Raw genomic sequence first — 23,345 nt, forward strand, 5'->3', positions numbered from 1 at the left:
GATGAAGCGCACCCCTTTTGTCATTGTGTTGGCAGGCGTCGCGCTGGCCTTTTTGCCGCAACTCGGGCTCCCGGCGTTCTACGACTCGCTGCTGTACCTGATGCTGCACTGGATCGTGCTGGCGACGTCGTGGAACATCCTGTCGGGTTACTCGGGCTACTTTTCTTTTGGCCACGGCGCGTTCTTCGGCGCGGGCATCTACACGAGCGCCAATCTCATGTCGCGCTACGACTGGCCCTTCCTGTGGACCTTGCCGGTGGCGGCGCTGGTGGCCGCGGTGCTCGGCGTGGCGCTGGGCGCGGTGGTGTTCCGCGTGAAGGGCGTGCGGGGCGAACTGTTCGCGCTGCTCACGCTGGCCATCACCTTCGTGATCGGCACCATCGTGGTCAACACGCCGCTCGATGGCGGCAATGGCGTGTCGTTGGCCGCGGTGCCGGTGCCGAAAGTCGGGCCGACGCCGTCGTCGACTTTCTATCTGCTCGCGCTGGCGGCCGCGGTGCTCACGCTGCTCGTGGCGTGGGGCATCCAGGTCTCGAAGTTCGGCGCGGGGCTCTTCGCCATTCATGACGATGAGGATGCGGCCGAGGTGATGGGCGTACCGACCTATCGCTACAAGCTGATGGCATTGGCGATTTCGTGCGCGCTGGCGGGCGTGGCGGGTGGCATCCATGCCCTCTTCCTCTCGTATGTGACGGCAGGCGAGGTCTTCACGATCACGGTGCCGCTGACGGTGGTGCTGATGAGTGTGCTGGGTGGCACGCGCCATTGGGCGGGGCCTGCCATCGGCGCGGTGGTGATCACGGCGCTGCTCTACAGCTTTACCGCGGCCGACCATGCGGTGGCCGGCAAGGCGCTGATCGGCGGCATCCTGATCGTGGCGATCCTGTTCATGCCCGAAGGGATCCTGGAGCGCGTGCGGCGCTTCGTGCGGCCGGCTGGCAAGGCGGCGCCTGCTGCGTCATCGCACGATGCATCGCCGCCTGCTGTGGCTGTGAGCACCGCGCCTGCGACGTCGACCTCATCCGTCATGTCGCAAGGCGACGTGCTGCTGCGCGTGCAGGGCTTGAGCAAGTCCTTCAAGGGCGTGCGTGCACTGACGGGCGTGGACGTGGAAGTGCGGCGTGGCGAAATCCTCGGCCTGCTCGGGCCGAACGGCTCCGGCAAGTCGACCTTCATCAACGTCGTCAGCGGGCACTACACGCCCACGGCGGGCGCGATCTACTTCGAGGGGCGCTGCCTCAATGGCCTGGCGGCGCATCGAGTTGCCGGCAGCGGGATTGCGCGCACCTACCAAATCCCCCGGCCCTTCGCGCACCTGAGCGTGTTGCAGAACGTGGCGATCGCGACGATGTTCGGCGGCGCGGTTCGCGACCCGGCCACGGCGCAAAGGATGGCGATGGAGTGGCTCGAATTCACCGGCCTGCAGGACAAGGCCCATGCACGGCCCGATGACCTGAACCTGCACCAGCGCAAGTTCCTGGAGCTTGCGCGTGCGCTGGCCTCGCGGCCGCGGTTGGTGCTGCTCGACGAAGTGCTGTGCGGCCTGACGCCCAGCGAAATCGACGACGCCGTGGCCCTGATCCGGCGCATTCGCGACCAGGGCTCGAGCATCGTCTTTGTCGAACACGTGATGCGCGCCGTGATGGCGCTCACCGACCGGATCGTCGTGTTCAACCACGGCGAACTGCTGGCCGAAGGTGCGGCCACCGATGTGATGCAACGGCCCGATGTCATGACGGCCTACCTGGGAAAAGCCCATGCTTGAAGTGCGCGATCTGAAGGTGGCCTACGGCGCCGCACCGGCCTTGTGGGGCGTGTCGCTCGACGTGAAGCCGGGAGAACTGCTCTGCGTGGTGGGACCGAACGGCGCCGGCAAGACGACGCTGATCAACACCATCGCCGGCGTGCTGCGCGCGCGCAGCGGCAGCATTGCCCTGAACGGCAGCGAGATCACGCACTTGGCACCACACCGTTTCTGCGAGGCGGGCATCGCGCTCGTGCCCGAGGGCCGGCGGCTTTTCACCGGCATGAGCGTGCTCGAAAACCTGGAACTGGGCAGCTACCTGCCGCAGTCCAGGGCGAAGCGCCGCGAAACGCTTGACCAGGTGATCGAGTTGTTTCCGGTCATCCGCGAAAAGCTCGCGAGCCTCGCGGGCGACCTGTCGGGCGGCCAGCAGCAGATGGTGGCCATCGCGCGGGCGCTGATGGCGCGCCCGCGCCTGCTGCTGCTCGACGAGCCTTCGCTGGGCTTGTCGCCGCTGATCGTGCACGACATGTTCGCCGCCATCCGGCGCATCAATGCCGAAGGCATGTCGGTGCTGCTGGTCGAGCAGAACGTGGTGATGGCGATGGAAATCTCGCAGCGGGCCTACGTGCTGGAAGAAGGCCACATCGTGGCCGAAGGCGAGCCGAAGGAACTGCTCGCGCGACCTGAGATCCAGCGCGCCTACCTGGGGGTGTGAGCGGCCACGAAGTGTTTCAATGTCGTCGCCGTGGTGCCTTGCGCTTGGGCTAAGGTCTGAAGGACTTTTTCCAGATCACAAGGAAGCCGGCATGACCACTTCATCGAGACATTTCGCCCGCGCGGGCATCGTTTTTTCGCTGCTCGCCGGCCTCTCGGCCGTGGCCGGCGCCCAGAGCCTGGACTCGCTCAAGGGCATGGCAGGCGGCCTGACCGGCGGCGGTGGCGGCGCGGGCATGGGCTCGCTTTCTTCCGGCTCCATGGGCAACGCCGCCGGCGTGCTGGAGTTCTGCATGAAGAACAACTTCCTGGGCGGCGGCGATGCTTCGTCCATCAAGGACGGGCTGATGAGCAAGATTCCTGGCGGGCAGCCCGCCAAGGACCCCGGCTATACCGATGGCGCCAAAGGCCTGCTCACCAGCAGCGACGGCAGCAAGATGGACCTGTCCAGCGGCATGACAGGCCTGAAGAAGGAAGCGACCAAGCAGGCCTGCGACATGGTGCTCAAGCAGGCGAAGTCGATGCTGTAGCGCGCCAGCCCGGCAGCCGCGAGCGCTGCCGGCGTCAGGCTGCTTGTGTCAGCCCCCTGAGGTCTGGACTGGGGCCGCTTCGCAAGCTCGCACGAGGCCTGGATTCAAAGCATCAGCGAAACAGACGCGTCCAGATGCTCGGACGGCAGGCGCCGGAAGCCGGAGCGCGCGAAGCGTTGCAGCCGGCCGACGGCGAATGCCGTCAAGGTGGAGGCCCGCACCTGCGCATCGACGGTGGGCGTGGCGGAGCCGTCCGCCGCAGCCGCGCCGCGCAGGGCTTGGCGCAGCGTCGCCTCGATCTTGTCGAAGAACTGGTTCATCCGGTGCTGAAGGCGCTCGTTTTCGAACACCAGCGCATCGCCGACCATCACGCGCGTCATGCCGGGGTTCTTTTCCGCGAATTGCACCAACATGGTGACAATGCGCGCCGCCTGGCTGGCGGCCTGTTCGCGCTCGTTGGTGGCCGGATCGAGCGGCGTTTGCTCGAGAATCTGGTTGACCAGCGTGAAAACGCTCTGCTCGATGAAGTCGATCAGGCCCTCGAACATCTGCGCCTTGCTGGCGAAATGTCGGTAAAGGGCCGCCTCGCTGACTTCCAGCCGTGCGGCAAGTGCCGCAGTCGTGACGCGTTCCGCACCCGGTTGCTCAAGCATGGCCGCCAAAGCCTGCAAAATCTGCACACGTCGCTCGCCCGGTTTGGGCCGCTTTCGGGCAGGGGTGACGCCATCCTCCGATGCCGGATGGGTGGGGTCAGGTGTATCGTCGTTCTGCATGGGCGACCACAAAAGTGTAATTAATTGATTCTCGCATGTTGCAGTAAGCACGCGCCTACCGGGAGAACCCCGTGATGGCGCGCAAAATCTTCTACTTTTTGGGAGGGCCTGAGGGCTAAAAATGAAAAATTGCGTATTAGTAACGGGCGGGGCCGGTTACATCGGCAGCCACACCGTTGTTGCGTTGGCGGCAGCTGGCTATGAGCCCTTGATCCTCGACAACTTCTGTAACAGCGATCCGCGGGTTGTCGAACGCCTGTCAAAAATCATGGGTATGGCGCCCCGCTTGATCGAAGGCGACATTCGCGACCGCGCCCTGCTCGACCGCATTTTTCGCGAGGAGCGCATCACCGCGGTGATCCACTTCGCGGCGCTCAAGGCAGTGGGCGATTCGGTGTCCGACCCGCATTCATACTATGAGAACAACGTGAATGGCACCTTGGTGCTGACCGCTGCGATGGCTGCGGCAGGCGTCAAGACGCTGGTGTTTTCCTCGTCCGCAACGGTGTACGGCGTGCCCGAGCGCACCCCCATTGCCGAGGACGCGCCCTGCGGCCCGACCAACCCCTACGGCCAGACGAAGTGGATGGTCGAGCAAATCCTTCGGGATTTGGAGCATGCCGATCCCGAGTGGCGCGTGGCCTTGTTGCGCTACTTCAACCCGGTGGGCGCCCACGAAAGCGGACTGATCGGCGAGCAACCCAAGGGCCGGCCCAACAACCTGATGCCCTTTGTGAGCCAGGTGGCGGTGGGGCTGCGCGAGTGCCTTTCGGTGCACGGAAGCGACTACCCGACGCCGGACGGCACCGGTGTCAGAGATTACGTTCATGTGTTGGATTTAGCCGACGGTCATGTTGCAGCATTGCAACATCTTGAGAAGCAAGCGGGGGTTCTGACCGTCAACCTGGGTACCGGACAGGGCGCCTCGGTGCTGCAACTGGTCGCGGCTTTCGAGCGCGCCAGCGGCAAGGCCATCCGCTACGAACTGGGGCCGCGCCGACCGGGCGACGTGCCCACCACGGTGGCCGACCCGACATTGGCGCGCACCCTTTTGGGCTGGCAGGCCAAGCGCGGGCTGGACCAGATGTGCGAGGACAGCTGGCGCTGGCAGAGCGCCAATCCGCGCGGGTACGAAGAGGCTTGAGCCACACCGCGCCGCCTGCTGGCGGGCGGCGCACGCCCCATGAAACCGCTCAGCGGGCGCGAATCATCGTGCCGTAGGCCTGATCGGTCAGGATTTCCAGCAGCATCGCGTGCGGCACGCGGCCGTCGATGATGTGCACCGCGTTCACGCCGCTCTTGGCGGCGTCGAGCGCGCCTTCGATCTTGGGCAACATGCCGCCGGAGATCGTGCCGTCGGCAAACAGCTCGTCGATTTCGCGCGCTGACAGGTTGGTCAGCAGGTTGCCGTTCTTGTCCAGGACGCCCGGCGTGTTGGTGAGCAGCATCAGCTTTTCGGCCCGCAGCACGGTGGCCAGCTTGCCGGCGACGACGTCGGCGTTGATGTTGTAGCTCTCGTTGTCTTCGCCGAAGCCGATCGGGCTCACGACCGGGATGAAGGCGTCGTCCTGCAGCGCCTTGACCACGCTGGGGTCGATGGAGACGATATCGCCCACCTGCCCCACGTCGTGGTGCGTGTTGGGGTCGTTGCGGTCCGCCATCTTGAGCTTTTGCGCGCGGATCAGGCCGCCGTCGCGCCCCGTGAGGCCCACGGCCTTGCCGCCGGCCTGGTTGATGAGGCCCACGATGTCCTGCTGCACTTCACCGGCCAGCACCCACTCGACCACTTCCATGGTTTCGGCGTCCGTCACGCGCATGCCCTGGATGAAGCTGCCCTTCTTGCCCAACCGGTTGAGCGCCGATTCGATCTGCGGGCCACCGCCGTGCACGACGACCGGGTTCATGCCCACCAGCTTGAGCAGCACCACGTCTTCGGCAAAGTCGGCCTGCAGGGCCGGGTCGGTCATGGCATTGCCGCCGTACTTGATGACGATGGTCTTGCCGTGGAACTTGCGGATGTAAGGCAGCGCCTGGGCCAGGATCTCGGCCTTGTCGCGCGGCGGAATGTTGAGTACGTGGTCGGTCATGTGCAGTCACGCTCCAGAGCGTTGAAAGAATGGTGATTGTGAGAGCGCATCAGCCCGTTAGTTCGCGAAGCCAGCGCGGCACCTTGAAGCGCACGATCATGAGGTACGCGGCCACATAGGTTGTGACGAAAAGCAGGCAAAAGAACATCAGCACCCAGGTGCGGTTCCAGAACAGGACGGCCGGAACGATCGACAGCGCCGCAAAAACCCAGAGGTAGGGCGAGGTGCGGTTGTTGCGCGCCAGAAGCTGCCGCGCCTCGTCGTCGTGCACCACGGCGCGCACCAAGCGGCGGAAAATGAGCTGGTGAAAGTGCAAGGCGTCCGCCATGCCGGGCGACTGGCCGCGGGCCAGCTTGCGATAGATGGAGAACATCGTTTCCCACACCGGGTAGATGAGCAGCAGCATCGGGAACCAGGGCGAGACCTGCGGGTGGCGTTGCACCAGGGTGACGCAAGCCACGGCGATGACCATGCCCCACACGTAGGCGCCGCCGTCGCCGGCAAAGATCTTGCCGCGGGGGTAGTTCCACATGAGGAAGCCGAAGGTGGCGCCGACCAGGCACATCACCATGGCGGCGAGTTGGCGGTCGCCCACTTGCAAAGCGACGTGGGAGATGGCAAGGCACACCAGCACGGCGACCGTGCCGGCGAGGCCGTTGTAGCCGTCGATGATGTTGAAGGCGTGCGGCAGGCCGCCGATGGCGAAGGCCGCAAAGATGACGCCAGCGAACGGAATCGCGATCAGCCAACCGTCGAGCACGGGGATGCCGGTGCGCTCCAGGCTGAGCCCCGTCACGAAGCAAAGCAGAAACGCGGAGCCGATGGTCAGCCCGAGGCGATAGCGCACCGAGACGCGCTGCGTCACATCTTCGGTGATGCCACCCAGCACGGCGGGCGCCATGCACAGGAGCGTCAGGCCCGATGCCTTCAGCGACCAGGAGACGTTGATGGAGGTGATCAGGCCCGCACTGAGCCACGCGACGCCCATGCCAATGAAGATGCCCGCCCCACCCAGCCGTGGCACATGCCCGGCGTGAAAGCGCTGCGGCATGTCCTTGCCGTAGCGTCTGGCATGGCGGCGCGCACGCCGCATGAACGCCAGAACCGAGAGGGCGGCAAAGAGAAAACTAATGACGATCAGTGCAAGCATGTGGGGCCAATTGGAAGGAACCCTAGAATTCCCGGCGAAATTAGACCATGCGCAGCAACACTTCCCCTCAAAAGCCAATCACGGTGTCGATCGTCAGCCACGGTCAGCTTGAACTGATCCGGCCGTTGCTGGAGCAACTGGACCAGTTCAGCGCGGAGGTGGTGGAGAAGGTGGTGTTGACGATCAACATCCCGGAGGCGGACGCGATCGCCGGGCTCCAGTTGGGCTATCCGATCGAGCGGATTGAGAACGCTGCGCCCATGGGTTTTGGCGCCAATCACAACCAAGCCTTTCGACGCTGCGCAACCGACTGGTTCTTGGTGTTGAACCCGGACATCCGCTTCGACGACGACGTGCTGGCGCCGCTGACCGTGCAGGCCACGCCTGATGCAGGCCTGTTGGCGCCGCGCATCATGGAACCGGACAAGGTGACGCCCGAGCAGCATCGCGCGCTGATCACACCGCTGGAAATCCTGACGCGCCGGCGCCCAGGCTACGCAATCCCGGCGGTGCCGGACTGGATTCCTGGGCTTTTCATGATGTTCCGACGCCAGGCTTTCGCGGCCATAAATGGCTTTGACGAGCGGTTCTTCATGTATGGCGAAGACTTCGATATCTGCGCCCGAACGCGGCTGGCAGGGTGGAAACTGCAAATTGCCGAAGGGCTGAGAACGCGGCATGACGCGCAGCGGGCGAGCCATCGCAGCAAGAGACATTTATGGTGGCACGCGAGCAGTTTGCTGCGGGTATGGGGTTCCGGTGCGTTCTGGCGCTACCGGCGCTTCCTGGCCTACTCGGCTTCCAACAAATCTCGCAACACGCCTTCCAGCCCGTAGTCGAACGCCTGGTATCGCCCGGTTCGTATCTCTCGCGCAATTGGAAACCACCGAGCCACCCGGTTCGCCGGGAGTGCTGCGCGCAGGCGTTGATGCTCAAGCTTGGAGCGTGCCTTGGCGACTCGGTCGGCAGGGAGTTTGTCGCCCAAAGCGAGTAGTCGCGTCAGGAGAACCTGTGCCTTGACTCGACGCCGCTCGGGGTCCTGACCGCGAGACGCAAGTGCCTTGCGAATCTTTGCGCCGAGGGTGATGCGCTGCGCGCCGACCTGATTCGACCCGTGCTGCCGATATTGGATCAGTTGTGCGTTCAACAAATCAGCCTCGCTGGTCGCTGCTGCAATGATGGCAAGCCATTCGTCATGCAGCCACTCCGTCGGGAACGGCAGCGCATCATCGAGCAAAGGCCGTCGAAAGGCAGTCGTTGCTCCTGTCACCAAGTTGCGGCGCAGGTAGACATCAAAAGCCTGCCCTTCGTGGATCTGGGCGAACTCGCTCGTCGACACGCCCAGCGCTTCAAAGAGAGATTGGGGGAGGGGTACCAATGCATCGTCGACCAATTGGGCATCCGTGTGCAGTAGCACCAGGTCTGGGCGTCTCTCGAATTCGCTGGACAGGCATGCAAGCTTGTCGGATCGCCAGACGTCATCCTGGTCGCACAACGCGATGACGTCGCCGCAGCACACCCGAACGGCCTGCTCGAAATTTCTTGTGATGCCCAAGGCTGCCGAATTTTGCAGGACTTTCAGCGCCGGCATTTGACGCGATGGCGCCTCGGCGACGCACTGCGCATGCGCGTTGCGTGCGATATCGACGCACCCGTCGCCCGAAGCGTCGTCGGACAAGACAAGCTCGAACGGCAGGCGTGTCTGCTGGCAAATACTGCGAACCTGTTCGGCGATATATGGGGCGCCGTTGTGCGTGCAAATAGCGACCGAGATCGTGGGGCTCGTTGGAGCCACGCTCTCAGGAAACTGAACTGCGGAGTTGAAGGGATGCAACAAGGGGGCAGGCGTGCAGGGGATGCGGCGGATTATCACAGCGGGGCATCTGTCTCAAAAAACGACACCCAATGTCTTGGGACACGGGGAAAACCCCGGCCCCGCTCGTGCCGCCAAGTAAAATTGGCTGCCTTGAAACCTCTTAGGTGAATGATGCACGTTGTTTCTGTAGTGCTCTCAGGCGGCTCCGGTTCCAGACTTTGGCCCGTTTCCAGACAGTCCGTTCCGAAGCCTTTCATGAAGTTGGGTGGGTCCACACTTCTTCAGCAGGCCATTGAGCGTGGACAAGCGTGTGGCACGGATGACCTTTTCATCGTCACCAACAAGGACCATCAGTTCCTGACGAAGGACGTCTTGCGGCAGATGCCCGATCCGCCCAACACGACGCTTCTTCTCGAGCCCAAGGGGCGCAATACGGCGCCTGCGATTGCCGTCGCGGCCCTACGTTGTATTGAGCAATTTGGCGGCAGTTCCGTCATGCTGGTCTTGTCCGCCGACCATCTCGTTCCGAACGTGGAGGCCTTCGTCGCGAGCGCGAGCCAAGCATGCCGCTTGGCTGCGCAAGGAGCGCTGGTTGTCTTTGGCGTCAGCCCTGTCAGTCCGGACACGGGGTTCGGATACATCGAGGTGCCTCGCATTTCTCGCGACAGCCAGCAGGTCACGCGCTTCGTCGAAAAGCCCGATCTGGCGACGGCACAGGAATTCCTCGCGACTGGCCGCTACTACTGGAACAGCGGCATGTTCTGCTTTACCGCGGATGCCATCGTGGATGCGCTCGGGCGCTGCGCACCTGAGGTGCTGGCCGCTGCACGACGCGCACTGGCGTCCTCCACGAAGACCAGCGACATGGTGCAGTTTGCGGTGCATGACTTCGGGCGTCTTCCAGACATCAGCATCGACTATGCGGTTTTGGAGCAAGCCGACAACGTGCACGTAGTGCCTGCCAAGTTCAATTGGAGCGACGTCGGCTCATGGCCATCCGTGGCAAAGACGCATGCCGCAGACGCGAGCGGAAACACAATGCCCCGAGATGTTGTGGCCATCGATACCACGGGCACCCACGTTGAAGTCAGCAGCCACGGGCCGAAGGTTGTCGCCACCCTCGGGGTCCACGACTTCGTCATAGTCGACACGCCGGACGCACTGTTGGTGGCGCACAAGGACAGCGCACAGCACGTGAAACAGGTCGTGGAAGTCTTGAAGTCGCGCAATCACGAAGCAGCCGTGATGCCGGCGGTCGTCCATCGGCCGTGGGGCACCTATGCATCCCTGAAGGAAGAGCACGGTTATAAGGTCAAGCGCATCACCGTAAAGCCGGGTGAATCCTTGTCACTACAATACCATCACCAGCGCGCAGAGCACTGGGTCGTCGTCCAAGGCACTGCCATCGTGCAGATCGGCGACGTCGAACACAAGACTCTTCCCGGCGAATATCGCTACATCCCCCTCAAAGAAAAGCATCGCTTGACCAATGTCGGCCAAGACGAACTCGTGCTCATTGAAGTGCAGTGCGGCGCCTACCTAGGCGAAGACGACATTGTCCGTCTAGCGGACACCTACGGACGCGCATGAGCCAAGCCCATTCCAACCTCCACCGCAGCGCATGGGCTGACTGGTGGGAGGGAACCCGACGCACGGATATCTGGTGGACCCTCGCATGGTTCGACATCGTGCTGCGGTACCGACGATCGATGCTCGGCCCTCTTTGGCTCACCCTGAGCATGGGGGCGATGATCGGCGGCATGGGCCCGCTGTACAGTTCGCTGTTCGGCACCGTGCTGTCCAAGTTCTTCCCGCACCTTGCGCTGGGCATCATCTTCTGGGGATTTTTCTCCAGCATGGTGACGGATTCGTGCAACGCCTTTGTCAGTTCGTCGAACTACCTGAAGCAGGGGTACTTTCCCATCAGCCTCTTTGTGTGGCGGAGCATGGCGCGCAACCTGATCCAGTTTGCACATCAGATCGTGCTGTACATACCGATCGCCATCTGGGCGCATATTTCACTGGGCTGGGATGCGCTGCTGGTCGTGCCAGGCTTCATCTTGTTGCTGGTCAACGCGCATGCGCTGGGTCTCTTCCTCGGTCTGATCTGCACGCGGTACAGAGACGTCGCGCAGATCGTGATAAGCGTCATGCAGATGCTGATGTTCCTGACGCCTGTATTCTGGTTTCCTGAAAGTTTGCCGGGTCGCGCGCAGTACATCCTATGGAACCCGTTTGCGCAGATGCTGGACCTCGTACGTACTCCGCTGATGGGTGGCGTTGCCGAATCCCATAACTGGTATGGGATCCTCGCCTGGACGGCGTTGAACCTTGTCGCTTCGGCCTATCTCTTTTCCAAGTACCGTCGCCGCGTCGTCTACTGGCTGTAACCTATGCCATACATTACTCTCAAGAACGTCGCGGTCAATTTTCCGATCTATGGCGCCGGCGCAAACTCGCTCAAGAAGACGATTGCCGCGTCGGTGACGGGCGGGCGCTTTGGCAGCGAAACCGGGGTGAAGGTGGTCCAGGCGCTGAGCGACATCAACCTGGAACTAAAAAGCGGTGATCGGCTGGGCCTGATCGGGCACAATGGTGCCGGCAAGTCGACCCTGCTGCGTACGCTCGCAGGCGTCTACGAGCCTTCTTCGGGCGACTTCGAGCGCCGCGGAAGTCTGGCCAGCCTGATCGATCCTTCCTTGGGCATCGAGCCCGATGCAACCGGCATCGAAAACATCATGCTCCGCGGCCTAGTGATGGGCATGAGCAAGAAGCAAATCGACGACCTGACGCCCAGCATCTGCGAATTCAGCGGGCTTGGCGAATACGTCAACATGCCGGTGCGGACCTATTCCACCGGGATGATGATGCGGCTGGCCTTCTCAATTTCGACCAGCGTCGAAGCTGACATCCTGTTGATGGACGAGTGGCTTTCGGTGGGGGACGCGGAGTTCACCGAGAAAGCCGAGCAGCGCATGAAGGACGTGGTGGCCAAGTCCGGCATCTTGGTGCTTGCTTCACACTCGCCCGACCTGATTGCCAAGGAGTGCAACCGGGTGATCCACTTGGAGCACGGGCGAATCGTGGAAGTCAGTTGACGAAGGCAATGAAGGAGCGGCCGCCTTGCGCGGGGTTTGGCAGAGCCAACTTGCACGTGCAGTGCGGCAAAGTGAAAGAGGCCGGCTGACGGACATCGAAGGTGCAATGGGCACTAGCAACGAGGCACTGGCTGCGACCATCTGCCAAAATTGCCGAACCTGAAACGGCGAGCACTGCGGCGCCACTAACTACTGGAATGTGATTGCCCATGACCACGAGACTCGAGGACGAAGTCAATTCAGTGTCTTGGTTTCACCGGATCCCCCTCGGCAACGGACTAGTCACTCCGGGAATAGATGACACGCCTTTCAAAATGGCCAAGTTGCACCTGCCGGCAAGTCTGGCCGGCAAAAGCGTCATAGATATCGGCGCGTGGAATGGCGCCTTCTCATTCGAATGCGAAAGCCGCGGTGCCAGCAGGGTGCTCGCGACCGATTGGTACTGCTGGCAAGGCGAAAGCAAGAAGGGCTTTGACCTTGCCAAGCGAACTCTTGGCAGCCAAGTCGAAGAGATGGAAATCAAAGTGGAGGCGATATCCGCCGACACCGTCGGGGCATTCGATCTTGTCCTCTTCCTAGGTGTTCTTTACCACTCGCCCGATCCAATCGGATACTTGAGACGAGTCCGGGACGTCTGTTCGGGCATGTGCATCATGGAAACCCTGGTGGACGCCATGGACTGCCCGCGACCAGCACTCGCATACTACGAGGGCTCGTCCGAAAACAACGATGCCTCGAACTTCTTTGGCCCCAATCGCCTTGCCTGCGAGGCAATGATGCGAGACGTGGGATTCAAGCGCGTTGAAATGGTGGACGAGTACTACGGAAACAGAATGGTTTTCCACGCATACGTTTAGACTCGATTTCGGAGGCTGCCGTATCTTGAGCGCCAAACGCGTCAGCCACCACATCTCGTCTCCAGGCACCACGGCACATCAAGGCGTGCCAGCCAGCCCGAGCAACTCAAGATTGGCTTAGCTGACGACTGTGCGGGTCGCTCGAATCTCCTCCAAGCACTTGGAAAATCGTTGTCCCGCAGCCTCCAGAGAGAGGTTGGCCTCCGCGCTTGCCTTGCCCTTCTGACCCACTTCGCGCGCCCATTCTTGATTGTCGTTGACGCGGCGCATCTGTTGTGCGGCATGCTTGATCGAGGGCTCCGCCCACTCTAGGTGTGCGTCGTAGGGCGGGATGGGCCAGCCCAGCTTCACCAACTTGTAGTCCACAGGCAGGCTGTTGCTTTCATCCATGAAGTCCACGTTGCCCGAGAAATTCGTGGCAATCACCGGCTTCCCCAGGAGCATCGCTTCGGCGATCGTCAGACCCAAGCCCTCGCTGCGATGCAGCGACACATACGAGTCGCAAACATCCATCAACGCCAGAACGTCGGCGGGGCTGTAGACGGCGTCGATGACCTTTATATTGGCGCCTTCGGCTGCCTCACGCAGTTCCTGCAATTGGGCCGGATAGCGCTCGCCATATGAAGTCTTGAGAACCAGACACGGCCCGTCATTCGCAGCAAAGGCCAACTTGAAGGCGCGGATGAGGCCCAAGGGATTCTTTCGTTCCATGACGCTCATCATGTGGAACGTAAAAAGGAACGTGAACGGGCCATTGTCCAGGCCGAAATAGTCGCGTCCGCGCCGCTGGAAGGGAGCCAGCTTGACACCCGGAAAGAGCGTTCGCACCGGGATTTTCAGGCGGTCCTTCAGGCCTTGCGCGACAAAGTTCGTCGCGGCCCACACCTCATCGGCATTCTTGGCTTTCGCTACCCAAGAGTCGGGAATCGACGCAAACTCCCAGTACCAATATGCGATCCGATAGGTGCGAGGCTCGCGCGCTTCAAGCTGTGCCCGCTCGTAGGCCGCATCGAAATGGGGCTCCGGCTGAACGTGGATGATGGTGGTGTCAAAGCACTCCACGCCATGAAACTCAGCATGCTGGGGATCGTCCTTCGGGTCCGTGAGCACATCACGCAAGGACGTGGAAACGCCGGCCGAGCGCATGGCCTGGGTCATGGACTCCACAGAGACGCGAAGGCCCGACGGATAGCAAAAGTGACCAATGACGTTGACCCCGGGTTTTGTCAGCATCAGGGAGATCGCGTCTGCGTCAAGCGCTGCGCACCACTCCCGTTGGTCCGCCTCCAGTCCTGCGTCAGCTGATGCCAGCCACCGAAGGAAAGCTCGCGCCTGTTGCTGATCGGAGAGCGCCATGGGATAGGCACGTCTCCATTGCGGGCGCGCCCAGTAGCCAATTCGAACTTGCGTTGTCTCGTCGTGCCATTTGGGCCAGCGGTGTGGATCGGTCCACGACCCGGCGGTGCCGTACTCGGCCGCAAACCAGGCAGCGAAGGATCTGCGCCCGAAGATCGTCAGGCCCTCGGGGTGCTGCTTCTGCCACTCAGGGGCAAATGAATGGGCCAGCAGCAGTTCGTGCGGAGCTTGCTGTGCGGCTTCCAGGAACAGCCACCAGATCTCTTCCAGGCGCAATGCTGCCTCGTCCTTGCCCCATTGCATGAACCAGCAAAAAAGCTCCGTGTGACCAGCAGGCGTCAAGCCGTGAGGCAAGACAGCAGCCAAGCGGATGTTCGCCAAAAATGCCTGCCTGGCACGAGCGCCAAGCCGGGCATCGAGGGCGGCGAGCGCGTGCGCCGTGGCCCCCGAGCTCAACCCCAACTCAGAGGCACCACCTTTTCGCAACCAATTGCCGAAGCCACCCGCACTTCCCGCCGAGAGCGCATCGGGGAAGCGGTTTCGAAGGTCTTCGCGGCGCCTCCACAGTTCGATGAGAAAACGCGACGCCGACCACAAATCAGACACGTCCTCAAGGGGCGCGGGAGGCCAAAGAATCTGATGTGCGGGAAGTCCCGCAGCCAACGCAACCGCCTCATCATCGAACAGGTCCAAAGGCGCAGGCGCAGGAGCCGGTAGGCCTCGCATCCGCAGCGCGGAGCGCTCTCGCTCCCGTTGCACCCACCGCGCCAACCTGGAACTCGTCTTTCGGGATGCAAGGTTCTGCCGCAGTACCTTCACGCGTTCGCGCACGGGCCATGGCAACACGGTCCAGTAGAGCCCCTTGGCGGCGCGCGTCAGGAGCTTTCTCATGGATTGACCTTAATCATGGACTCGGTACTTTTCGACTTTGGAGTTGAATGACAGCCCGCATTGGAGCCGAAGTTGAAGATTGGTCCCTTGAATCGAGACAAGCTCGCGAATTGGTGGCGCCCTCTAGAATCCGAGCGCTCCACAGCAGCACGCCCCGTCTGCGTGAAGTACGGCGCCGCAAAATGATACAGAAAACACCAGCCATCCTGGACAGCAGCAAAGCCTGGACGACCGCCACGAAGCGCGCCGCAAAGTCCGCATTGCGTCGCGTGCTGGGCGGCATCGCACGGCGTCCCTTGCCCAAGAAGCTATTGATGAATGCCATAAAGTGGATCCCTCCACTGGACCGGCGAGTGCAACTCTCGATGCAATCGTTCGAAGAATCCGCTGTCGACGCCGTCACGGGGCCCGAGGCACTCTCCCCGAGCGCCATGGTGGTCTATCGACGCCTCCAGCAATACGCCTCACAGGCCGATGCCGAAGGGAGCCATGCGCGTCGTCATTGACCTACAGGGCACCCAGTCAGCCGATCTCCGCAGTCAAGGCATTGCGCAGCACACTGCCGCACTGACGCTGGCGATGGCGCGCGCGCCGCGAGGGCACGATCTGATGCTCGCACTCAATGGGCGCTTCAACGGCACCATCGAAGCGGTGAAGCGCCGGTTCGGGGGCCTGATCGCTCCCGGTAATCTTCGCATCTGGCATCCAGCGGCGCTGCCTGGATTGTCTGCGTCAGAACGCGTGGCAAGCGCCAACGCGAAGCTGTACGAAGCGTTCTTGGCAAGCCTGCGACCTGACGTGGTGCATGTGATGAGCTTCTTCGAAGGCTGGCGCGACCCGGCGGTAATCAGTGTAGGCGCCTTTGCGCGGCTTCCGACCGCCGTGAGCGTGCACGATGCCGACCTGAGCGCCTATGTCACAGACCCCACCTTCAGACACTGGGCCGAGGGGAAGATCCACGCGCTGCGCCAGAGCGATCGCTGGTTCGCCGCATCGGACGCTGCACGGAAAGGGGGGATCGCGCATTTCGGTCTGGACGCGGCCCGATGCATCGTCATCTCGCCGGATGCCGACAACCACAGCAACCGCCGGCGCGAAGGAGTCGACTGGGATGAAACCGCCCGCCGGATTTGGGAGGGCCTCGAGGACTTGCGCAGCGCGGGTGCTCGCCTCCGGCAATCCCGGCCCGACACTTTTCGACCTCTGCTGGCATACATCTCTGCGCCTTCGCCGGAGCACAACGCCATCGCCCCTCGCGATGCCGAGTTGGTTCCCCATCTTGCGCCACACTACGACATTGAACTGATCTCCGATCAGCCTGTCGACGACCCAAGGCTGGCGGCCTTTCCGACGCGATCGGTCGAATGGTTTCGACGGAACCTCAGCGCATTCTCGCGGGTGCTTTACAACATCGGCACTGGCGAGAGACCGCTTGCATTGGACCTGCTGACGGACATCGCTGGCATCGTTGTCCTGCAGGATTTCAACCTGAGTCCGGCGCTGGCCCGCCAGGAAGCGCAGGCTGGGCACGAGTTCCCATGGGCGCGCGCGCTTTACGCCTCCCATGGCTATGGCGCCGTACAAGAACGCTTCGACGGCCATGACGCAACGCGGGTTGCCCTGAAGTTCCCCGCCACCTTCATTGCGATTGCCAACGCGCAAGGCGTCATCGTGAGTTCAGATGATGCGGTGGCATCAGCCAGGCAATGGTTTCCAGCCTCGGACACCGGCGGCTGGGCGGTGATCCCCCATCAAGCGACGTGCACGATCGACGCGACCCATCCGAGTGGCGACGAAGCCGACCGTGCGCTCACGCGTCGCGCCTTGGCGTACGTCGCAGCGATCGAGCGATTTGCCGCCGCGGCCCTGTCCGGACGAGATGGGTTGATCAAGTCCATTGGGCTGGACATGCAAGGAGCGCTCAATCCTGAGCGCAGCAAAGATCTTGCAGCGATCTCCCAAGCCATTGTGGACAGCCTGCCGTCGCCGCTTGCGCAGTTGCAGCTATTCCTTGACGTTTCTGAACTTGTGACCCGGGACGCCGGCACCGGCATCCAGCGGGTGGTGAGGAATCTGCTGCGCGAATTGCTGACACGCCCTCCCGCGGGCTACCGGATCGAGCCGGTGCTTGCTGTGCGCGGCCGAGTTGGATACAGGTACGCGCGCCGCTTTACGCTGGAATTCTTAAGCTGTCCTGGTGATGTGCTCGAGGATGAGCCGGTCGACATGCGAGCCGGCGATGTCTTCGTCGGTCTCGATCTCGTACCTCGCATTGCGATTGAGCAACGCGATTTCTATCAACGCATGCGTCAAGCCGGCGTGCGTGTTGAATTCGTCGTGTACGACTTGTTGCCGATCCAGCTTCGCAATCGGTTCATGCGGGATGCGGCCGAACTGCACGAAAAATGGCTGGGTGTCGTGGCAGAAAGCGATGGCGCCATTTGCATCTCGCGGTCCGTCGCCGAAGAGCTTCGTTCGTGGGTGCAGGCCGAACACCGCGGGGCCCGAGCACCGGATCTTCGAATCCAGTGGTTTCACCTCGGGACGGAGCCGTTGAAGGGATCAAGCCCAGCCCTGCCGAGCGCTGCAGAAGCCAGCACGCTGCAAGCCCTGGGCGACCGACCCACCTTCCTAATGGTGGGCACGATCGAACCGAGAAAAGGGCATGCACTTGTGCTGGATGCCTTCGACCGAATGTGGGCCAGCGGTTTGAACGCGAACCTCGTCGTTGTGGGCAAGAAAGGGTGGATGGTCGAAGCGCTTGCCGCCCGGCTACGCAAGACAGCATCGGTCCGCTCGCATCTGTTCTGGATCGAGAATGCGAGCGACAGCTTTCTGAAGCTGCTGTATGCCGCGTCCAGTTGCCTCATCGCAGCATCCGAAGGCGAGGGCTTTGGACTGCCCCTGATCGAAGCGGCCCAGCATGGTTTGCCGCTCCTGGCGCGAGACATTCCAGTGTTTCGCGAGGTCGCGCGCGATCACGCGAGCTACTTCGGCGATGAGCCCGCCTCGCTTGAAAGCGCGGTTATGGCCTTTCTCAACGGCAAGCGGCGCGGCAAGCCCGCTCCGACAGGGGCCCTGCCCTACCTGACATGGGCCGAGAGCGCCGACAGCTTCGCTAGGGCCTGCGGCCTGCCACATCTCCAGGGGAATTGAGCCTTGCCCCTGCGCTCCCACCTGCGCGCGCCGGCAGCTGAGAGGGAAAGCCCTTACATTCAGGCAAAATCAAATTTTGTTTCGCGGACTCCGCGTCGATGATCGTCGCCGGGCCGTCTTTAGATCGAGGTCTTCATGGGAAAACGAGCCGTCGTCACCGGCATCACGGGCCAGGATGGCGCCTACCTGGCGCAACTTCTGCTAGAGAAGGGCTACACCGTCTACGGTTCTTTCCGCCGGACAAGTTCCGTCAATTTCTGGCGGATCGAAGAACTGGGCATCGAGTCGCATCCCAATCTGCACCTGCTGGAACACGACCTGACGGACTTAGGGAGTTCGCTCGCTCTGATGGCGAAGACGGCGCCGGACGAGGTCTATAACCTTGCCGCTCAGAGCTTTGTTGGCGTCAGCTTCGACCAGCCTGCGGCGACCGCCCAGATCACCGCCGTCGGCGCTTTGAATCTCTTGGAGGCAATCCGAATCACCAATCCGAAGGTTCGCTTCTACCAAGCCAGCACATCCGAGATGTTCGGGAAGGTGCAGAGCATTCCGCAGACCGAAGAAACCCCATTCTATCCGCGCAGTCCCTACGGCGTCGCAAAGCTTTATGCGCACTGGATCACGGTGAATTACCGGGAAAGCTACGACATCTTTGGCAGCAGCGGCATCCTTTTCAACCACGAAAGCCCGCTGCGCGGGAGGGAGTTCGTGACGCGAAAAATCACCGACGGCGTCGCGAAAATCAAACTCGGCAAGCTCGACGTTCTGGAACTGGGCAACCTCGACGCCAAGCGCGACTGGGGCTTTGCAAAGGAGTACGTCGAAGGGATGTGGCGCATGCTGCAGGCCAAGGAACCCGACACCTTCGTGCTGGCAACCAACCGGACCGAGACCGTCCGGGATTTCGTGCAAATGGCCTTCAAGGGCGCAGGCATCCAGGTCGAATTCAAGGGCACGGGCGAAACCGAATCCGCGGTCGACACCGCGACTGGCAAGACGGTGATGCGCATCAACCCTAAGTTCTATCGCCCGGCCGAGGTCGAGTTGCTGATCGGCAACCCCGAAAAAGCCTTCGCCAAATTGGGATGGGAACCCAAGACCACGTTGGAGCAGCTGTGCCAAATGATGGTGGATGCAGACCTGCGACGCAACGCACAAGGGCATTCGTTTTGAAGATACTGCTCACCGGTTCAGATGGATTTACGGGCAAGCCCTTTGCCGAGTACGCCGTCTCTCTGGGTCACGAAATTGTCGCGCTGCAATCGAACTTGACCAGCCGCGAGGAATTGTTCAATGAGATCAAGGAAGCCACACCCGACGCGGTCGTTCATCTGGCGGCCATCAGCTTTGTGGGGCACGCGGACGAAAAGGAGTTCTACGCGATCAACGTCCTAGGCACGACCAACCTGCTGGATGCCTTGGTGCAACTGAAGGTCGCGCCCAGCAAGGTGCTGCTGGCAAGCAGCGCCAACATTTACGGCAACACCGATCAGTCGCCCATTGTTGAAACCCTTTCGCCGGCACCGGTGAACCACTATGCCATGAGCAAGCTGGCCATGGAATACATGGCCCGGACGTACCAAGATCGCCTCAGGCTGGTGATCACACGCCCCTTCAACTACACCGGTCCTGGGCAGGATCGCAACTTCATCATCCCGAAGCTTGCGTTCCATTTCGCTCATCGAAAGCCATCCATCGCGTTGGGCAATCTGAATGTCGAGCGGGAATTCAATGACGTTCAGCTCGTCTGCAGCGCCTACATGGAATTGCTGAACCATGGCGAGCCGGGAGAGACCTACAACGTTTGCTCGGGACAGCCTTATGAGCTTCAAAGCATCATTGACAAGTTCTCTAGTCTCACGGGACATTCTCTCAAAGTGCGCATTGACTCAGCCTTAGTGCGCGCCAACGAAGTGCATCGTCTGTGCGGCAATCCGGCCAAATTGACGGCATTGCTGGCCAAACGCGGCCGCTTGCTGGACGCTCCGCCCATTGAATCAACCTTGAGGCGGATGCTACTGGCCGAAAATGCGTCGGCGCTGAGCACCGCCGCCCAAGAACCATGAAGGCTTCGGAAAACACCGACCGGCCCGCCTCGCCAGAAGGGCGCACCCTGCCAATTCAAGTGTTCGTGCCCCCCAGCTTTGCTCATCGGGGAACACGTTGCCTGTTGCAGCCTATTTCACTTTAAAGAAATTTTGGCATAACAGAGGCAACTACCATGCGCTATCTAAAAGACCGTGTCGCGATCGCGCTTAGAAAAATATCCTCGCTGTCGCGGAAGCTGCCATTGCTTCGAAGGATGGCTGGCGCCGTGCTTCGTCGCTCCCCCTCGTGGGATGCTCGCATACGGCGAGTGATTCTTGCGGGCCAAATGAAGCGCGTCATCCGCGAACCGTCGAACCCCAAATCACGCGCCGTCTTTGAACAACTCACCCAGAACAAGCCTTGACGGAAACGCAGGGGTCGCCATTCCATACATGAGAATCGTCATCGACATGCAGGGGGCTCAGAGTAGCTTCTCCGCGCACCGGGGTGTTGGGCGCTATACGCGCGAATTGACGGCAGCACTACTGCGCCTAGGCTCTCCGCATGAAATCGTTCTTGCCTTAAACGGCGCATTTTCCGAGTCCGTGCTCGCATTGCGCAAGGAATTTGGGCAGTTGCTTCCGCAGTCTCGCATCAAGGTGTGGCACCAACCCCTGAAAATTGCTGCACACGCGCGGCCCAATGCCGAGCGCATGAAGGCAGCGCAACTGGTCAGGGAGTCCTTCCTGATGAGCCTGGAACCCGACGTGATCATTTCGACCAACCTGCAGGAGGGCCTAGTCGACGACGCATGCACCAGCGTCGGACTCATTGAAAGCAAGGTCATCTATGTCTCGACCCTGCATGACGTCGTCCCTCTGTTTGAGCCGGAGAAATACCTCTCGAATCCCGAGGTGAAGAAGTGGTATGAGGAAAAAATAGCGTTTGCGACGGCGTCCGACCTTATCCTGACCGTCTCGGAGTCTTCAAAACGCGACATCGTCAGCAAGCTCGGGGTTCCACCCGGAAAGATCGGCGTCACCTACAACGCCGTGGACACCAAGCTGTTTCGTAAGCGTGAAATCGATGACTCAGAGAAGGCGAAATTCCTCTCGCGCCTTGGAATCGAGGGACGCTTCATTCTTTATTCTGGCGGCAATGACGACCACAAGAACCTGAATGCGCTCTACAAGGCTTTCGCACAACTGCCCTCTGCGCTGCAATCCACGGTGCAGCTAGTGATGGTGGGTCGAGAACTCAAAGCCCAGGAACCTATTGGCCGAAAAAAGCTGCGTAGGCTGGGTTTGCCCCCCGAAAGCGTGTCCCGGATCGTGTACCCGGGCTATATCAGCGACGAGGATCTGGTGCGACTCATGAACTTGGCGTCCTTGTTCGTCTTTCCGTCGCTGCGTGAAGGATTTGGCTTGCCGCCCTTGGAGGCCATGGCTTGCGGCGCGCCGGTCGTTACGTCCGACACCTCCAGCCTACCGGAAATCACTGGCCTGAAGGAGGCAATGTTCTCGCCTCATTCCGTCGATCAACTGAGCACCATGATTGGGAAGGCACTGACGGACTCTGCGTTCTCAGACCGACTGCGCGCCAACGCCGAAAATCGCGTGCAGTTCTTTTCCTGGGCAAACTCCGCAAAGCATCTCATCGAGCTACTCGAGTCGGTCACAACAAACCGGCCCGCTGCAACGTTGAAATCCCCAACGCCCGCCGCCGCTGCTGTCGCGGCCAGGATTCGTGGCGCCGCGCTCACGCTTTCCAGGGAAGATCTCTACGGCGTCGCCCAATCCATTGCCGAGTCCTTTGACAACGGAAGCGGTGAATCGACGGTGTATCTGGACGTGAGTTCGATCATCCTTGCCGACGATCGGTCCGGCATCCAGCGGGTGGTGCGGGCGCTTGGCAGCGAGCTCCTCAGGCGGGGAGGCTCGCGCTTCGTGCCCGTCTATACGACACCGGGCGACTACGAGCACTACATCGCACATCGGTTCATGGCGGAGTGCCTCGGGGCAACCGACGAGCCCGTTCAGGAGTCGCAGCCGACATGGGTCGACCTGCGACCCGGAGATGTGCTGATTTACCTCGATCTTCACCCCGCGGTAGCAATTAACCACCAAGAGAAAAATGAATACTTGCGGGAGAAGGGTCTGTCCGTTCTCCATGTCGTCTACGACCTGATCCCTATTCTTCGGCCGGACTTCTTCTGGCCGGAGCTTTGCGCGGAATTCTCGAATTGGATGAATGCAATGGCGCATTCTTCGGGTGCAATTTGCATTTCGAAATCGGTGGCCGACGATGTTGCTGCGTGGATCCGAGAAAACGCGCCAGACCGGGTTGACGATTTCAAGATCACCTCGTTCCATCTGGGCGCCGACATCGACAACTCCGTCCCTACCAGAGGTCTTCCGCCAAATGCGTCGGAAACGCTTGAGAAAATGCGTTCGCGACCGACATTCTTGATGGTGGGGACGATCGAGCCCAGAAAGGGATACCTGCAGGCGCTCGCCGCCTTCAATATGCTGTGGGAGCGTGGCCACGACTGGAATCTCGTAATGGTCGGACGCAAGGGATGGCAAATCGACGCCTTTAGCCGCGAGGTGCTCAATCACCCGAAATTCGATCAGCACCTCTATTGGCTCCAGGGGTGCAGCGATGAATACCTAGGTCTGGTTTACAAGTCGGCCACCGGCGTTCTCGCGGCGAGTGAGGCGGAAGGCTTTGGATTGCCATTGATCGAGGCCGCACGCTACGGAACCCCAATCATCGCGCGTGAGATCAAGGTCTTTCGGGAAGTTGCGGGCAATGCAGCCTTTTACTTCTCGGGAGGGCAGGCAAGAGACCTTGCGGATGAACTGGAGGCATGGATGGCCTTGCGCGAGGACGCTCAGGCGCCCGATTCGAGCACGATGACAATCCTCAAGTGGGCACAAAGCGCCGAGCAGTTCGCGCAGTGCATCGGCCACTGCGCGCGGGACATTCTGGATCGGCCATTGGCACTGATCCAAAGTTGATCGGCAGATGCCCTCCCTTCAAATACGAAAGGATGTACGGGCGCCGGGGCGATACTTGAGGCCGACCGGCAACGCGGTAGCTAAGCTCGAGTAGGCAGCCTTGATGCACCGCACATAGAGCT

At 61.4% G+C, this 23,345-nt stretch carries 19 protein-coding genes; 14 read left to right on the forward strand and 5 right to left on the reverse strand.

Annotated elements, in window-relative coordinates; all coding sequences use genetic code 11:
• Position 1 precedes the first annotated feature (1 nt).
• The 3 genes from QTI66_RS21140 (at position 2) to QTI66_RS21150 (ending at position 2,991) form a co-directional block, all read left to right on the forward strand.
• A complete protein-coding gene (locus QTI66_RS21140) occupies positions 2–1,765 on the forward strand; it encodes a branched-chain amino acid ABC transporter ATP-binding protein/permease (RefSeq protein ID WP_286561825.1) in 1,764 nt (587 codons plus the stop codon).
• Positions 1,758–2,462, forward strand: a complete 705-nt coding sequence (locus QTI66_RS21145; protein ID WP_286561826.1) for an ABC transporter ATP-binding protein — start codon at positions 1,758–1,760, stop codon at positions 2,460–2,462. Before QTI66_RS21140 ends, QTI66_RS21145 begins: the two co-directional genes overlap by 8 nt.
• Before the next feature lie 91 nt (positions 2,463–2,553).
• A complete protein-coding gene (locus tag QTI66_RS21150) occupies positions 2,554–2,991 on the forward strand; it encodes a DUF2501 domain-containing protein (protein WP_286561828.1) in 438 nt (145 codons plus the stop codon).
• A gap of 104 nt (positions 2,992–3,095) precedes the next feature.
• Here the strand turns inward: QTI66_RS21150 and slmA are convergent, their stop codons facing one another.
• Complete coding sequence (gene slmA, locus QTI66_RS21155) at positions 3,096–3,764, reverse strand: nucleoid occlusion factor SlmA (protein ID WP_286561830.1); 669 nt, start codon at positions 3,762–3,764, stop codon at positions 3,096–3,098.
• A gap of 121 nt (positions 3,765–3,885) precedes the next feature.
• On the opposite strand from slmA, the gene galE reads away from it, so the two are divergent.
• On the forward strand, positions 3,886–4,908 hold the full coding sequence (galE, locus tag QTI66_RS21160; RefSeq protein WP_286561831.1) for a UDP-glucose 4-epimerase GalE: 1,023 nt from the start codon (positions 3,886–3,888) through the stop codon (positions 4,906–4,908).
• Positions 4,909–4,957: 49 nt separating this feature from the next.
• On the opposite strand, the gene argB is transcribed toward galE, so the two are convergent.
• On the reverse strand, positions 4,958–5,851 hold the full coding sequence (gene argB, locus QTI66_RS21165) for an acetylglutamate kinase (RefSeq protein ID WP_286561832.1): 894 nt from the start codon (positions 5,849–5,851) through the stop codon (positions 4,958–4,960).
• Positions 5,852–5,900: 49 nt separating this feature from the next.
• Entirely contained in the window at positions 5,901–7,001 is a 1,101-nt protein-coding gene (locus QTI66_RS21170) for a glycosyl transferase (protein WP_286561833.1), read from the reverse strand.
• A 47-nt stretch (positions 7,002–7,048) separates the two neighbouring features.
• Between QTI66_RS21170 and QTI66_RS21175 the strand changes: the two genes are divergently transcribed.
• On the forward strand, positions 7,049–7,837 hold the full coding sequence (locus QTI66_RS21175) for a glycosyltransferase family 2 protein (protein ID WP_286561834.1): 789 nt from the start codon (positions 7,049–7,051) through the stop codon (positions 7,835–7,837).
• Here the strand turns inward: QTI66_RS21175 and QTI66_RS21180 are convergent.
• Complete coding sequence (locus QTI66_RS21180) at positions 7,792–8,838, reverse strand: glycosyltransferase family 2 protein (RefSeq protein ID WP_286561835.1); 1,047 nt, start codon at positions 8,836–8,838, stop codon at positions 7,792–7,794. The genes QTI66_RS21175 and QTI66_RS21180 overlap by 46 nt on opposite strands.
• Before the next feature lie 150 nt (positions 8,839–8,988).
• Between QTI66_RS21180 and QTI66_RS21185 the strand changes: the two genes are divergently transcribed.
• The 4 genes from QTI66_RS21185 (at position 8,989) to QTI66_RS21200 (ending at position 12,772) form a co-directional block, all read left to right on the forward strand.
• On the forward strand, positions 8,989–10,407 hold the full coding sequence (locus QTI66_RS21185; protein WP_286561991.1) for a mannose-1-phosphate guanylyltransferase/mannose-6-phosphate isomerase: 1,419 nt from the start codon (positions 8,989–8,991) through the stop codon (positions 10,405–10,407).
• On the forward strand, positions 10,404–11,207 hold the full coding sequence (locus tag QTI66_RS21190) for an ABC transporter permease (RefSeq protein WP_286561836.1): 804 nt from the start codon (positions 10,404–10,406) through the stop codon (positions 11,205–11,207). The genes QTI66_RS21185 and QTI66_RS21190 overlap by 4 nt, the downstream gene beginning before the upstream one ends.
• Before the next feature lie 3 nt (positions 11,208–11,210).
• Complete coding sequence (locus QTI66_RS21195) at positions 11,211–11,915, forward strand: ABC transporter ATP-binding protein (RefSeq protein ID WP_286561837.1); 705 nt, start codon at positions 11,211–11,213, stop codon at positions 11,913–11,915.
• Positions 11,916–12,124: 209 nt separating this feature from the next.
• On the forward strand, positions 12,125–12,772 hold the full coding sequence (locus tag QTI66_RS21200; RefSeq protein ID WP_286561838.1) for a DUF1698 domain-containing protein: 648 nt from the start codon (positions 12,125–12,127) through the stop codon (positions 12,770–12,772).
• 117 nt (positions 12,773–12,889) lie between these two features.
• Here the strand turns inward: QTI66_RS21200 and QTI66_RS21205 are convergent, their stop codons facing one another.
• On the reverse strand, positions 12,890–15,019 hold the full coding sequence (locus tag QTI66_RS21205) for a glycosyltransferase family 4 protein (protein WP_286561839.1): 2,130 nt from the start codon (positions 15,017–15,019) through the stop codon (positions 12,890–12,892).
• Positions 15,020–15,066: 47 nt separating this feature from the next.
• On the opposite strand from QTI66_RS21205, the gene QTI66_RS21210 reads away from it, so the two are divergent.
• The 5 genes from QTI66_RS21210 to QTI66_RS21230 all read left to right on the forward strand — a co-directional run bounded on the left by QTI66_RS21210 (position 15,067) and on the right by QTI66_RS21230 (position 23,223).
• The gene (locus tag QTI66_RS21210; RefSeq protein WP_286561840.1) at positions 15,067–15,525 is read left to right on the forward strand and encodes a hypothetical protein; all 459 of its coding nucleotides are present in this window, start codon (positions 15,067–15,069) and stop codon (positions 15,523–15,525) included.
• Positions 15,509–18,175 carry a glycosyltransferase gene (locus QTI66_RS21215; RefSeq protein WP_286561841.1) on the forward strand — a complete coding sequence of 889 codons (2,667 nt, stop codon included), beginning with the start codon at positions 15,509–15,511 and terminating at the stop codon, positions 18,173–18,175. Before QTI66_RS21210 ends, QTI66_RS21215 begins: the two co-directional genes overlap by 17 nt.
• Positions 18,176–18,310: 135 nt before the next feature.
• On the forward strand, positions 18,311–19,348 hold the full coding sequence (gmd, locus tag QTI66_RS21220; protein WP_286561842.1) for a GDP-mannose 4,6-dehydratase: 1,038 nt from the start codon (positions 18,311–18,313) through the stop codon (positions 19,346–19,348).
• Entirely contained in the window at positions 19,345–20,241 is an 897-nt protein-coding gene (locus QTI66_RS21225; RefSeq protein ID WP_286561843.1) for a GDP-mannose 4,6-dehydratase, read from the forward strand. The genes gmd and QTI66_RS21225 overlap by 4 nt, the downstream gene beginning before the upstream one ends.
• 414 nt (positions 20,242–20,655) lie before the next feature.
• Positions 20,656–23,223 carry a glycosyltransferase family 4 protein gene (locus QTI66_RS21230; protein ID WP_286561844.1) on the forward strand — a complete coding sequence of 856 codons (2,568 nt, stop codon included), beginning with the start codon at positions 20,656–20,658 and terminating at the stop codon, positions 23,221–23,223.
• Positions 23,224–23,345 lie beyond the last annotated feature (122 nt).

This window comes from Variovorax brevis (genome assembly GCF_030317105.1).
Taxonomy (GTDB): domain Bacteria; phylum Pseudomonadota; class Gammaproteobacteria; order Burkholderiales; family Burkholderiaceae_C; genus Variovorax; species Variovorax brevis.